Source organism: Kushneria halocnemicola, assembly GCF_965650455.1.
In the GTDB taxonomy this organism is placed as follows: Bacteria; Pseudomonadota; Gammaproteobacteria; order Pseudomonadales; family Halomonadaceae; genus Kushneria.
In genome coordinates this window covers 561193-573228 of record NZ_OZ287968.1, presented here as the reverse complement: position 1 = coordinate 573228, position 12036 = coordinate 561193, and the positions used below count along the sequence as shown (strand labels likewise).

The 12036-nt window shown below is 59.9% G+C and carries 13 protein-coding genes; 9 read left to right on the top strand and 4 right to left on the bottom strand.

All coding sequences use genetic code 11. From position 1 onward, the window contains the following. The first annotated feature begins 24 nt into the window (after positions 1-24). From ACS92L_RS02470 to ACS92L_RS02450, 5 genes are all read left to right on the top strand, one after another. Entirely contained in the window at positions 25-570 is a 546-nt protein-coding gene (locus ACS92L_RS02470; protein WP_438766769.1) for an LPS-assembly lipoprotein LptE, read from the top strand. A gap of 13 nt (positions 571-583) precedes the next feature. After that, the gene (holA, locus tag ACS92L_RS02465; RefSeq protein ID WP_438766767.1) at positions 584-1657 is read left to right on the top strand and encodes a DNA polymerase III subunit delta; all 1074 of its coding nucleotides are present in this window, start codon (positions 584-586) and stop codon (positions 1655-1657) included. A gap of 4 nt (positions 1658-1661) precedes the next feature. Continuing rightward, the gene (locus tag ACS92L_RS02460; protein ID WP_438766766.1) at positions 1662-2765 is read left to right on the top strand and encodes a DUF5924 family protein; all 1104 of its coding nucleotides are present in this window, start codon (positions 1662-1664) and stop codon (positions 2763-2765) included. A gap of 88 nt (positions 2766-2853) precedes the next feature. Then, on the top strand, positions 2854-3306 hold the full coding sequence (gene slyA, locus ACS92L_RS02455) for a transcriptional regulator SlyA (RefSeq protein ID WP_438766764.1): 453 nt from the start codon (positions 2854-2856) through the stop codon (positions 3304-3306). Positions 3307-3447: 141 nt separating this feature from the next. Further along, the gene (locus ACS92L_RS02450; RefSeq protein WP_438766762.1) at positions 3448-3909 is read left to right on the top strand and encodes a universal stress protein; all 462 of its coding nucleotides are present in this window, start codon (positions 3448-3450) and stop codon (positions 3907-3909) included. Positions 3910-4014: 105 nt separating this feature from the next. Here the strand turns inward: ACS92L_RS02450 and ACS92L_RS02445 are convergent, their stop codons facing one another. Then, positions 4015-5934, bottom strand: coding sequence for an ATP-binding cassette domain-containing protein (locus tag ACS92L_RS02445; RefSeq protein ID WP_438766760.1), 1920 nt, complete (start codon positions 5932-5934; stop codon positions 4015-4017). A gap of 124 nt (positions 5935-6058) precedes the next feature. On the opposite strand from ACS92L_RS02445, the gene ACS92L_RS02440 reads away from it, so the two are divergent. Both ACS92L_RS02440 and ACS92L_RS02435 read left to right on the top strand, forming a co-directional pair. Next, complete coding sequence (locus ACS92L_RS02440) at positions 6059-6910, top strand: TatD family hydrolase (protein ID WP_438766758.1); 852 nt, start codon at positions 6059-6061, stop codon at positions 6908-6910. 36 nt (positions 6911-6946) lie between these two features. Then, complete coding sequence (locus ACS92L_RS02435) at positions 6947-7462, top strand: hypothetical protein (protein WP_438766756.1); 516 nt, start codon at positions 6947-6949, stop codon at positions 7460-7462. Between the two features lie 19 nt (positions 7463-7481). Here ACS92L_RS02435 and ACS92L_RS02430 read toward each other — a convergent pair whose 3' ends face one another. Continuing rightward, positions 7482-8021: an elongation factor P hydroxylase gene (locus tag ACS92L_RS02430; protein WP_438768391.1), complete on the bottom strand. Its 540-nt coding sequence runs from the start codon at positions 8019-8021 to the stop codon at positions 7482-7484. Positions 8022-8211: 190 nt separating this feature from the next. Between ACS92L_RS02430 and ACS92L_RS02425 the strand changes: the two genes are divergently transcribed. Together ACS92L_RS02425 and ACS92L_RS02420 are read left to right on the top strand one after the other, a co-directional pair. Further along, on the top strand, positions 8212-9591 hold the full coding sequence (locus tag ACS92L_RS02425; RefSeq protein ID WP_438768389.1) for an MATE family efflux transporter: 1380 nt from the start codon (positions 8212-8214) through the stop codon (positions 9589-9591). Between the two features lie 170 nt (positions 9592-9761). Further along, the gene (locus tag ACS92L_RS02420; protein ID WP_438766754.1) at positions 9762-10454 is read left to right on the top strand and encodes a hypothetical protein; all 693 of its coding nucleotides are present in this window, start codon (positions 9762-9764) and stop codon (positions 10452-10454) included. Positions 10455-10456: 2 nt separating this feature from the next. Here the strand turns inward: ACS92L_RS02420 and tusA are convergent, their stop codons facing one another. After that, the gene (gene tusA, locus ACS92L_RS02415) at positions 10457-10726 is read right to left on the bottom strand and encodes a sulfurtransferase TusA (protein ID WP_438766752.1); all 270 of its coding nucleotides are present in this window, start codon (positions 10724-10726) and stop codon (positions 10457-10459) included. Between the two features lie 14 nt (positions 10727-10740). After that, a complete protein-coding gene (gene rlmM / locus ACS92L_RS02410; protein WP_438766750.1) occupies positions 10741-11823 on the bottom strand; it encodes a 23S rRNA (cytidine(2498)-2'-O)-methyltransferase RlmM in 1083 nt (360 codons plus the stop codon). Between the last annotated feature and the right edge of the window lie 213 nt (positions 11824-12036).

The window sequence follows — 12036 nt, the reverse complement described above, 5'->3', positions numbered from 1 at the left end:
AGCACGGCGCACAAGGAGTTCAAGGTGAAAAGACGCTCGTTTCTTGCAGGCCTGGCAGGCGCCGGTCTGGTACTGATACTGGCCGGCTGCGGCTTTCAGCTTCGCGGCACCGGCCCCGGCAGCACGCTGACCCTTGGTGAGCTGGCGCTGGAAAGCGCCAGTGGCCCGACCAGCGAACTGACCCGTCAGGTCACCCAGGAGCTCAACAGCGCCGGTGTCACGCTCAATGATCAGGCGCCCCTGCGCCTCAATCTGGGTTCGGAGGAATTCCAGGAACGCGAGTTGACCTATGGCGATGCCGGCACCCAGGAGCGTCAGCTGTCCCTGACCGTGCCCTGGTCGCTGCAGCGGGTCGACGATGGCGCCTATCTGGCCAGCCAGGAAAGCGTGGTCGTGACAGGCACCTTCTACACCAGCAGCGATCAGCTGCTCACACGAGATGATGCCCGCGAGGCGTTAAAGGAAGAGCTGCATCAGGAAGCGGCCCGCCGCCTGATTGATCGGCTGCAGACCTTTCAGCCCGATGCCACCGGTACGGTTCAGCCCGCATCGTCGACATCCTCCTCCTGACGGGTCAGCCTGAATGAGGGTCTACCCTGACAAGCTCTCCGAGCAGCTCACCCGCCGGCTCTCGCCCATCTATATCGTGGCCGGCGAAGAGCCGCTGCTTCATATGGAGGCCTGCGATGCGATCCGAAGCCGTGCGCGCGAAGCGGGCGTCGAGGAGCGTGAAATCCTGCAGGTGGAACAGGGATTTGGCTGGCATCAGCTGATGGACAGCGCCAACAACCTGTCTCTTTTTGCCACGTCCCGACTGATCGAGCTGAGACTGGGCTCACAGTCGCCCGGCCAGGAAGGCGCGCGGGCGCTGGAAGCCTATGCGCAGCAGGCCGATGACAGCAGCGATATCCTGCTGATCAGCGCCGGGCGCATGGAGCGGCGCCTGCTGCAGAGCAAATGGTTTAAAACGCTCGAAGGCAAGGGGGTTCATGTTCCGATATGGCCCATCGACCATCAGCGACTGCACTTCTGGGTACGCGACCGAGCCGGACGTCACGGCCTGGAGCTGGATCAGGAGGCGGCGCGGCTGCTGGCCGAGCGCACCGAGGGCAATCTGCTGGCCGCCGATCAGGCGCTGATTCGACTGGCGCTGGTCCACCCGGCCGGGGCGCGACTCAATGCGCAAACGGTTGCTGCCGATACTGAGGACAGTGCCCGCTATGATGTCTTCAATCTGACGGATGCTTGCCTGCGCGGCGAACGCGACCGCGCGGTCAGGATTGTCTCCGGACTAAGGGAAGAAGGTATCGAGGCGCCCGTGGTGCTATGGGCACTGACTCGTGAGCTGCGTACCCTGCTCTCCGTTCGTCAACACATGGATCAGGGACAGAGCCTTGAACATGCCTGCAAGGCGCAAAGACCGATGATTCCGGAAAAGCGTCGCCCCCAGTATCAGCAGGCCCTGAAACGGCTGCCCCTGAAGCGCCTGCACAAGCTGTTGCTGCTGTCACAGCGTATTGACCAGGCCATCAAGGGCGCAGCGCCCCTGCCGACCTGGGCAAGCCTTGCCGACCTGGCCCTGACGCTCGCCGGCGGCCGTGGCATGCTGGCAGAGATGCCGGACAGCTATCGCATCACGACGCCCGGGCGTGGATAAGACCATGACAAGCCTGACCCATCTTGTGCCTGCACGCCTTGAGCGACTCTATCACTGGCTGCGTCGCTACTACTGGCTATGGCCGCTGATCAGCTTCGGTAGCGGCATTTTCAGCTTCTTTTTGATCAGCCGTCAGCAGAATCTGGGCGCATGGCTGGCACTGGCCCTGCTGCTGACCTGGGTATTGCTCTCGCTTGAAAGCCTCTGGAGCTGGTGGCACCGCCACCGTGAGCACTCGTCACTGCCACGGCTTCTGGCCACTTTTTGCGCGCAGCTGACCCATCAGGAAACCCTGTTTTTCTGCCTGCCCTTTTTTTTGATCACCACCGTCTGGGACAGCGGTCAGGCCATCTTTACCGGCCTTTTGGTGATCTGTGCCATTGTCTCCATCGTGGATCCGCTCTATTTCCGGATTGCCGAAAAGCGGCGATGGCTCTATTTCAGCTATCACGCCCTGTGCGTATTTGCCGTGCTGCTGGTGGTTGGGCCGCTGCTGCTGCGTCTGTCTACCGGTACCAGTCTGATGCTGGCCGCCATCGTTTTTCCACTGGTGGCGCTGCCCAGCCTGATCAGCATTTTGCGCCCCGACCGGGCCTGGCGCTGGCTGGTGCTGGTCGTTCTGGCCGCAGGCATCAGCGGTGGCGCCTGGGCAATGCGCACCTTTATCCCGCCGGCCACGCTATGGATCAATGCCAGCGCCCTTTCCCCTTCCTTTGACACGGCCGAGCGCGAACCACGAGGCAGCATGGTGCTCACCTCCGATAACCTGCGCGCCAACGGGCTTTATGCCTATACGGCCGTTCATGCTCCCCTGGGACTGAACGAGCACATTCGACATGTCTGGCGCCACAGGGGCGAGGTGGTCGACGAGATTGATCTGACCATTCAGGGCGGTCGCGGCCGGGGATATCGCGCGTGGTCCCGCAAGCAGCACTTTGGTGCCGATGTGGCAGGACAGTGGCAGGTTGATGTCGTAACGGATGCCGGACAGCGCCTGGGCGTGATACGCTTTGACGTTGTCGACGATGTCGGCCGGGCCCGCCGGGCCGATGGCCGTCTCGAAAGAACGCCAGGCATCGGCTGGTTGCGCCGGGATCAGACGGACTGATTCCTGCCCTGTCAGACAAACGTTAACCTGTATCGAGGCGCGATCATTCAAGGCATCGGCGCCCGATCAATCATGGCCAACGGATAACATGCACGAATCTCTCTGCCTCAAGGTGTCGCGTGTGCCGCGCCTGTGGCGCGCCGTGATCGACCAACGGCTGGCTCCGCTCGGCATGACACATACGCGCTGGGTCACGCTTTATCATCTGTGGCGTCATGGAGACGGTCAGGCACAGTGCGATCTGGCACGTATCATCGGTGTCGAAGCGCCGTCGCTGGTGCGCACGCTCGATCAGCTGAGCCAGCAGGGGCTGATCGAACGACGTCCCAGTGAAGAGGATCGCCGTACCAAGCTGGTGTATCTCACACCCCGGGCGACGCCGTTGCTTGAAGAAATCGAAAAGGCGGTCAACGATGCGCGGGGCGATATGCTCAGAGACATCAGCGAGGCGGATCTCGAACACTTCGAGCGCGTCCTGACCCTGATTGAAAGCAACGGCAGCCACGAGCTGGCACTGCGCGACAGTGAGCCGTCCTCCTGATTTGGTCTGTGGTTGGCACGCCCCCTCTTCCCTCCCTGTTCGTCAGCGGCTAAATTAATACCATTGCCGCTGACGGGGCATTCCCGACGGACCAGACCACAGAGTTATTCGCCGCGAATAACATGACGGGAGAACAGGGACATGAGCGAAGAACACTATCATCACGTACTGGTGGCCGTTGATCTGACACGCGATTCGGGGCTGGTTCTGGCGCGTGCCATCCGCATCGCGCGGCGAAACCAGAATGCACGGGTCTCCATCATTCATACGCTCGAGCCGCTGGGATTTGCCTACGGGGGAGATATCCCCATGGATCTCACCAGCATTCAGGATCAGCTTGATGGTCATGCCAGAGACCGCCTTGCAGAAATCGCCGACGCCCACGGCATTCCCCGTGAAGACCAGCATGTGGTAGTAGGCATGCCTGATGCCGAGATCCACCGCTTTGCCGGCGAACGCAAGGTGGACCTGATCGTGGTCGGGTCCCACGGCAGAACCGGCTTTGCGCTACTGCTGGGCTCTACCTCGACAGGGGTGCTGCACGGAGCGAAATGCGACGTGCTGGCCGTACGGGTTGGTGCGGAAGGTGAAGCTACCGAGTAGAACAGGCAACACCTGTCAAAAAAAGGGGGCACCGTTTCATACGGCGCCCCCTTTTTGTGGCCATCAGCTCACCGAGTCTGTGTGCGCCGGAGGCTCCCCCAACGCTCAGCCGTCGTCGCTTTCAAGCTCGAGCCAGCGCTCCATGGCCTGCTCCAGCGCCTGCTGAGCGTTGCCATGCGCCTCCAGCGTGGCGTTGATGGTGTCGCTGTCCTGCTGATAGAAACTGGCAGCACCGATGGCCGCTTCAAGCTCGGCGATACGTGCCTCAAGCTCTTCGATCTGCCCGGGGAGCTGATCAAGCTCGCGCTGCAGCTTGTAGCTGAGCTTTTTCCTGGCCGGCGCCGCTGGGCTGCCTTTCTCGCGAGTCGTCGTTTTTTCTTCGACCGCTGTCTCTTCACTGCTGCTCTGGCCGCGATCACGCATTTCGCCGGGCGCCGGCGGCAGCTTGCCACCCTGTCGAACCCAGTCGGTGTAGCCCCCGACATAGTCACGGATGACACCCTCGCCTTCGAAGGCCAGTACGCTGGTGACCACGTTGTCCATGAAGGCACGGTCGTGGCTGACCAGCAGCAGCGTACCGTCGAAGTTGATCAGAAGCTCTTCGAGCAGTTCCAGCGTTTCCACATCGAGGTCGTTGGTCGGCTCATCGAGCACCAGTACGTTGGCCGGCTGGGTAAAGAGCTTGGCAAGCAGCAGTCGGTTGGATTCGCCGCCCGACAAAGCCCTGACGGGCTGACGGGCCCGGTCGGGCGAGAACAAAAAGTCCTGCAGGTAGCTCATGACATGTCGATCACGCCCGTTGATGGTGACCTGATCACGCCCGCCGGCGACGTTGTCCAGCACGGTGGCCTCAAGATCGAGCCCGGCGCGCAGCTGGTCGAAATAGGCCACCTTCAGATTGGTCCCTTCACGGACGCTGCCTTCCTGAGGCTCGAGCTGTCCCAGCAGAATTTTTAAAAGCGTTGTCTTGCCGGCGCCGTTGCGGCCGATAAAGCCGATACGGTCGCCACGCTGGATCTCGATGGACAGGTTACGTATGACCCAGTCCTGACCGAACCGGTGGCTGACGTTTTCCAGCTCTACCACGCGCTTGCCGCTTCGCTCGCCGCTGTCGACATTGATATTGGCATTGCCCTGACGCTCGCGACGCTCGGCTCGCTCGGCGCGAAGCTTCTCAAGCGCCCGCACCCGCCCTTCGTTACGGGTCCGACGGGCCTTGACCCCCTGACGGATCCAGCGCTCCTCTGCCGCCAGCTTCTTGTCGAACTCACTGCGTTCGCGCGACTCGATCTCGAGCTCATGCTGCTTCTGGGACTGATAGCTTTCGTAATCTCCCGGATAGCGCCCGAGGCGGCCGCGATCCAGCTCCAGGATGCCGGTCGCCAGGCGCTTGAGAAAGGCACGGTCGTGGGTGATGAACAGCACCGAGCCGTTGAACTGCAACAGCTGCTCTTCCAGCCAGTGGATGGTATCAAGGTCCAGATGGTTGGTCGGCTCATCCAGCAACAAAACGTCGGGGTCGACGACCAGTGCCCGCGCCAGCGCCACACGACGCCGCCAGCCGCCCGACAGCCCGTCCATTACGGTCGTGGCCGGCAGGCCCAGACGGGTCAGCACGGTGTCGATGCGCTGATGATAGGACCAGCCGTCCCTTGCCTCGATGGCCGTCTGCAGTGTCGCCAGACGATCCATGTCGGGGTCGGCAGACTCGATCAGATGCTGATACTGGCTCAAAAGCTCGCCGGTTTCGGGCAGCCCTTCGGCGACCACGTCGAAAATGGTGCGCCCTTCCGCCGGCGGAAGGTGCTGCAAAAGCGTGCCTACCCGAAGTCCCGGCATGCGCCAGATATTGCCGCCGTCAGGCAGTGCGCGCCCTTCGATCAGCGACATCAGGGTCGATTTGCCGGTGCCGTTGCGACCTACCAGCGCCAGACGCTCGCCCTTCTCCAGTACGAGGTCGGCGCCATCAAGCAGCACATGCGTGCCATAGGCCAGTTGAAGCTGTTCCAGTCGTAAAAGCGTCATGGAGCTCTGCAAATTAGTGAAGGCGTATGCGAAGGCCTCATTGTACCTCATGCATCGGGGGTATGGCTGCCGGGCAATGGGACATCGATAAGGGGGCTGTCCTACAATGGCGGCCGGACATCTCATGACCCACGGAGACGGCATGCTGCCTGACGCCCTGTGCTTTCAATCACCGGAACCCTTGATCGATATCGGTGCCAATCTGACCCATGAAAGCTTTCAAAAGGATCTGGAGGCCGTGCTCGAACGCGCCGCCCGGGCCAATCTAACCGCAATGGTGCTGACGGGAACCGACCGCGCCAGCATCGAAGCCAGTGCCGAGCTGACCCGGCGTGACACCCCCGTGGCCCTTTATGCCACTGCCGGTCTGCATCCACATCACGCCGGCGAGTTTGACGCATCACTCAAGCGCTTTATCGAGGACCATCTTGATGATCCGCGCGTTCTGGCCGTGGGAGAGTGCGGTCTGGACTATCATCGCGACTTTTCATCACCGGCTGATCAAAAACGTGCCTTCGAGTCACAACTTGAAATGGCGGCGCGAACGAAAAAACCGCTGTTTCTGCATGAGCGTGACGCCGGCAGCGACATGATGGATATGATCAAACAGTGGCGTGATGACATTGGCCCGGCGGTTGTCCACTGCTTTACAGGGGACAGGGAGACGCTGTACGGCTATCTGGATCTGGATCTTTATATCGGCCAGACGGGCTGGCTGTGCGATGAGCGCCGGGGCGAGCATCTGCGCGAGCTGGTCACCGATATCCCGGGCAATCGTTTGATGATCGAAACCGACTGCCCTTATCTATTGCCCCGCAATCTGCCCGCCAAACTCAAGGGCAGGCGCCACGAGCCGGCACTGCTGCCCTGGATCGCGCGGGAAATTGCCACCTGCCGGGGCGTCAGCGAAGCTGATATTGCACGCGATACCACGGCCAATGCGCGTCGCTTCTTTGGCATTCCTGCCCCTCTCTGATCGTTTCAAGAACCCCTACTTCAGGACACCATAGACATGCAGGATGATTACGAGTTTTCCAACACCGAGGCCCTGAATCTTCCCGGTTTCATTGCGGTAGAAAGCGGAGAAGGTGATGTGCCGGTCGCCATCGCCTGGACGCTGCCGGATGGCGGGGTCAAGCACACCCTGATCCAGCCCGATGAGACCTGGCTTGAAGACGATGTGGCAAGCCTTGGCGATTATCACGCCGATGAGCTTCTTACCATGGGCGTAAGCGTCAGCGATGTGATCCGTGAGCTGGAAGCCGACTATCACGGCAGCACGCTTTATAGCGCCAATCCGGACCAGGACGAGGCCGCCCTGTCCCGTATCTTTGAAGCCATTGCCGGCACGGCGTTTGTGTCCATTGTCGATGCCGGTACCCTCTACAGTGACCCGGAAGAGTGGCATCAGCAGCGCAGCGAGATGTTCAGCGAAATGGGGCTCGAACCGGGGCGTGCCGAGCACGACCTGGAGACGCTGCTGAAGCTGCACGTTCGCTGGATGGATGATGACATGCTCGCTGACTGAGCCGCCATCGATCGCCTGATCAGCACGCCACCGCGTGCTGATCCAGCCACTCACCTGCGCACCGGCCGGCCTGTTCGAGCGAATGACCGTCGATGAAAAGCGTCGTCAGGGCGCGGCGAAAGGCTTCTGCTCTCGCCGGCAGCCCTTGCTCGAGATAGCGCTGTCGCCTTGCTTCCACCTTTTGGGCAAACGCCTCGCGATCTACCTCGGCGCTGCCTTCGAGATTGTCCACGCTGACGTTGAAGCGGCGACCACAGGCCAGGGTCAGTATCTTTTCGATGGCCTGAGGCGCGATCTCGGCCGACTCGAAAGCGTCCTGCGCACTGTCATCACGACCATCGGGCATATACCAATAGCCGTAGTCTTCAAGCAAACGTCGCCGCGCACCGGCAATGCACCAGTGGCTGATCTCATGCAGCGCGCTGGCAAAGTAGCCATGAGCAAACACGATTCGGTGATGGTCGTCATCCTGATCGGCGGGCAGGTAGATAGGCTCGTCGTCGCCGCGTACCAGACGTGTCTGATAGCGTGATGAAAACACGTGGTTGAAAAGCGCCATCAACTGTTCGACCCGACGCTGTTCCTGTTGCTGAGACGTCACATGCTCCTCCTGAGGCAGGCTTTCGGCGCGTTACTTTATCACGAGGTTCACGGCGTGAGCGCTTTGCTACAATGGCGCTTTCCTCTGGCTGGAGCCGGCCTTGTTACGCATCGATCCCACCGCCTGTCGCCTTGAAACCTCTGCCCTGATGCGTCTGGCACTGCCTATTCTTGGTGCTCAGCTGGCCCAGGCGGCCATGAGCACCGTTGACGTCATGATGTCCGGCCATTCCAGTGCCACGGATCTGGCCGCCGTGTCGGTCGGCGCCAGTCTGTGGGTGCCTCTGATGCTGTTCATGACGGGTACCCTGATGGGCCTGACACCTATCGTTGCCCAGCACATGGGGGCACGGCAGCAAAGTGCCATTCGGCCCTCGGTGCATCAGGCGCTGTGGGTTGCCCTGCTGCTGGGTTTAACGGCCTGTGCATTGATCTGGCTGACGGCCGAGCCGATCTTTACTTATATGTCGGTTCCTAAAGCGGTAGCCACCACATCCACTCAATATCTGCATGCCGTGGCCTTTGGCATGCCTGCCGTCGCGCTTTATCAGGCATTGCGGGCCTTTTCCGACGGCGTTAACCATACGCGCCCGGCACTGTGGATCAGCCTGATCGGTCTGCTGGTCAATATTCCGTGCAACTATCTGCTGATCTTTGGCGGCGCCGGCGTTGTCTCGCTGCTCGGGGTGTCCGTGCCTTTGCTGGAAGATCTGCCCGCGCTGGGCGCAACCGGGTGCGGTATCGCCACGGCAATTGCCATGTGGGTCATGTGCAGCTGTATGGCCCTTTATACGCGCCATGCCAGGGTCTATGCCCCTATTCAGATATGGCAGGGGTTCAGCCGGCCTGATTGGCGTCTGACAGCGGAGCTTTTGCGGATAGGGCTACCGATCGGTGTGGCCATTTTTACGGAAGTGACCCTTTTCGCGCTGATCGCGCTTTTTGTGGCAAGTCTTGGAGAAATTGTGGTTGCCGCGCACCAGGTCGCGCTCAATTTCACTTCCCTGCTGTTCATGCTGCCGTTATCGCTGGGAATGGCACTGACGGTGCGTGTGGGCAATACCCTGGGTCAGGGGGATGCCAGACGAGCGCGCTTTATCGCCTGGAATGGCGTGGGGATGGCGCTGGTAGCGGCACTTCTGATCGATGTTGTGCTGGTCCTTGCCGCCCACCCCATCGTTTCGCTTTATTCGGGTAACCCGGACGTGCGCTCGCTTGCCGCCAATCTGATACTGCTGGCCGCCATCTATCAGATTTCAGATGCCCTTCAGGTGAGCATGGCGGGCGCCCTGCGAGGCTACAAGGATACTCGTATCATCATGCTGATTACTCTGGCCTCTTACTGGATTGTCGGTATGGGCGGCGGCCACCTGCTGGGCAGCGGCGTCGCGGATGTTTTTTCGGGATGGGGTGTTTACGGATACTGGGTGGGGCTCATTGCCGGACTCAGCGTGGCTTCTCTTCTACTGGGGCGTCGTTTGTACCGAACCTCGGACAGATTTCAGGCAAAAATGCTCGATAACACCTAGCGTTGTGCATCGCTGTCACGGTTGTTTCGATCCATGGGACATGAAAGCATGATCCATGGTATGACATTCATTACGGCAGGTGTGCTAATAGTTAAAAAGCGTTTCAATGATTGAACGCCAGCTTGATCGAGGACAGGGATATACCGGACGGATAACCGGAGGGGCAAGCAATGGACACGATGTCGACTCATCATCGTATGCAGGTTATCGACCTAGAAAGCGTACGTCAGCAGCGGCGTAAAAAGCATCGTATCGTGCGCCTGGCACCTGAACTTGATGGCCTTGAGATGCTTTATCGGCTTTCAAGCGATCCTGAATCCCTGTATGGCATGCCGGTACTGGCCTGGGGATTACAGGAAGATGGCGATGTGGTGGGGCTGGTCCCATGGCTTGATCATCTGATTCGTTGCCACACCCTGGAGGACCCGGAACAGGGCTGCTTCGTGGGCTATCGTGACCCCGAGTCAGAGCTTGTCATGGCGTCACCACCGCTTCACAAGGTGGTCGAACTTGAACATGCCGCCGCCTATTTCGAATATGAGCATGACGATGAGCCCTGCATACTTCAGCATCTGCCCGATACCCAGGGTACCCACGCGCTGTGTCATGCTCATGATGACAGCTGGCAATTAAAGCAGGTGCACGGCTGGCATCTATACAGCGATGGCAATATAGAAGCGCTTTTGCAGGATGAGGATCAGGACTGCGAAGAGCCGGTTCTTCCCGGCGATGACTGTCTTTATCCGGGTCACGCCCGGCATGAATCGCTCTATCTTTTTCAGCGCCAGATCGCCAATCGTATCCGCAGCCAGGACCCTGCCACGCTTGAGGCGCTGTCCGTCATGATGGTGACCCAGGACTGAGCTCAGTGCTCGGAAGAAGCAAGGCGGATGTAGTAACGCCAGGTTCCATCTTCCTCGCGCTGGTCGATCAACTCATGACCCAGGAAGGTACAGAATTTGGGAACATCCCGTGTGGTGGCCGGGTCAGTGGCAATGATTTCAAGCACCTGACCCGGCGCCATTTCTCTGACCCGGTTGTGCATCATCATGATGGGCTCGGGGCAATAAAGCCCTGTCGTATCGAGCGTTTCGTTGCTTTCAGGTGTTTCAGACACGGTGCTCTCCTGCGTCATTGTTCAGTCATGCGTCAAACAATAGCAACATAGACGGTGACTTCTTCCCGGTCATGGTAAAGATGACGACATCTGATGTGTGCTTTGAACCCCGCCCTTTCGACACACTGGTGCAAAAGCTCAAGACAGTGCTCGACCTCATGCCAGCGCTGTTTCATCGGCAGCTTGAGATTAAAAATGGCGCGTCTGGTCCAGCCTTTTTCGAGCCATGCGCCCATGAGTCTGGCCACTCTGACCGGCTGGTCGACCATGTCACATACCAGCCAGTCCAGCGTATGCGGCGGCTCCCAGCTATAGGCATCTTCTCGTAGATGCTCTACCTGACCGGTATTGAGCAGCGAGGCCTGCATGGGGCCGTTATCGATGGCGTATACGCTCATGCCCCGCTTGGCCAGCTGCCAGGTCCAGCCGCCGGGTGCTGCGCCCAGATCGGCAGCCCACATGTTTTCGCCAAGCACGTCATCCCACTGTGACGGCGCAATAAAGGTATGCCAGGCCTCTTCCAGCTTGAGCGTCGAGCGGCTGGGGGCATCATGAGGAAAGCGAAGATGGCGAATGCCGCCCGGATACTCACTGCGATTGCCCGGAAAGCTGATAGCCACCTGCACCTGATCCCCTGCGGTCCAGAAAAGATGCAGCCATCGCTTGCCTGCCTTGCGCCGTAGCGCGCCACATTTACGACCAGCACTTTCCAGCGCTTTTTGAAGCGACTTGCCAAGCCCGGTCAGCGCCTTGCCGTCATTGGTGTCCGGTATGTCCTGACAGATATGCTCAAAGCTCCAGCCGCTTTCGCGAATCAGCGCCATGATCGGTGATATCCGATCCTCGCGGTCCAGATTGGTCAAAGGCGGAAAGGCAACCAGCGTCTGTCTCGGAAATACCAGGGTGTCGAAGGAAAGCTGCTTTTGAAGCGTATGGGCCGGCTGCTGATCCGCCAATACGTAGCGCACAAATCCGGTATCGGCCGAAGCGATCGGGTAGCCATTGGCGCCAAGCACGGCAGCCTTTTTAGCAATTTCTGCAGCAAGATCTGTCTCGAAGCCGGCGCGGCAATAAAGCAATATTTCGCTGGCAACACGATCGGCATTTGCAGACATAGAGGATGTTATTCCGGGAAGGCGGTGCATGAAGGCATGTATTGTACATGATCAACGACAGATCGCTGCTTTTGCATCCAAACAGAAAACGCCGACCGCGCCCTGAGGTCCCTGCCCGGCGGTCACGTCAGTGACCGCCGGCAGGCGCCACGCCGGCGCCGGCGAGCGCCCATAAAAGAACCCCGGTCCTGTTAAGGACCGGGGTTCGGAAGG

Excerpts from the sequence above, each read along its gene's own strand:
- holA (WP_438766767.1), top strand. The coding sequence starts at position 584 with ATGAGGGTCTACCCTGACAAGCTCTCCGAGCAGCTCACCCGCCGGCTC.
- ACS92L_RS02460 (WP_438766766.1), top strand. The coding sequence starts at position 1,662 with ATGACAAGCCTGACCCATCTTGTGCCTGCACGCCTTGAGCGACTCTAT.
- slyA (WP_438766764.1), top strand. The coding sequence starts at position 2,854 with ATGCACGAATCTCTCTGCCTCAAGGTGTCGCGTGTGCCGCGCCTGTGG.
- ACS92L_RS02450 (WP_438766762.1), top strand. The coding sequence starts at position 3,448 with ATGAGCGAAGAACACTATCATCACGTACTGGTGGCCGTTGATCTGACA.
- ACS92L_RS02445 (WP_438766760.1), bottom strand. The coding sequence starts at position 5,934 with ATGACGCTTTTACGACTGGAACAGCTTCAACTGGCCTATGGCACGCAT.
- ACS92L_RS02440 (WP_438766758.1), top strand. The coding sequence starts at position 6,059 with ATGACCCACGGAGACGGCATGCTGCCTGACGCCCTGTGCTTTCAATCA.
- ACS92L_RS02435 (WP_438766756.1), top strand. The coding sequence starts at position 6,947 with ATGCAGGATGATTACGAGTTTTCCAACACCGAGGCCCTGAATCTTCCC.
- ACS92L_RS02430 (WP_438768391.1), bottom strand. The coding sequence starts at position 8,021 with ATGGCGCTTTTCAACCACGTGTTTTCATCACGCTATCAGACACGTCTG.
- ACS92L_RS02425 (WP_438768389.1), top strand. The coding sequence starts at position 8,212 with ATGCGTCTGGCACTGCCTATTCTTGGTGCTCAGCTGGCCCAGGCGGCC.
- ACS92L_RS02420 (WP_438766754.1), top strand. The coding sequence starts at position 9,762 with ATGGACACGATGTCGACTCATCATCGTATGCAGGTTATCGACCTAGAA.
- tusA (WP_438766752.1), bottom strand. The coding sequence starts at position 10,726 with ATGACGCAGGAGAGCACCGTGTCTGAAACACCTGAAAGCAACGAAACG.
- rlmM (WP_438766750.1), bottom strand. The coding sequence starts at position 11,823 with ATGTCTGCAAATGCCGATCGTGTTGCCAGCGAAATATTGCTTTATTGC.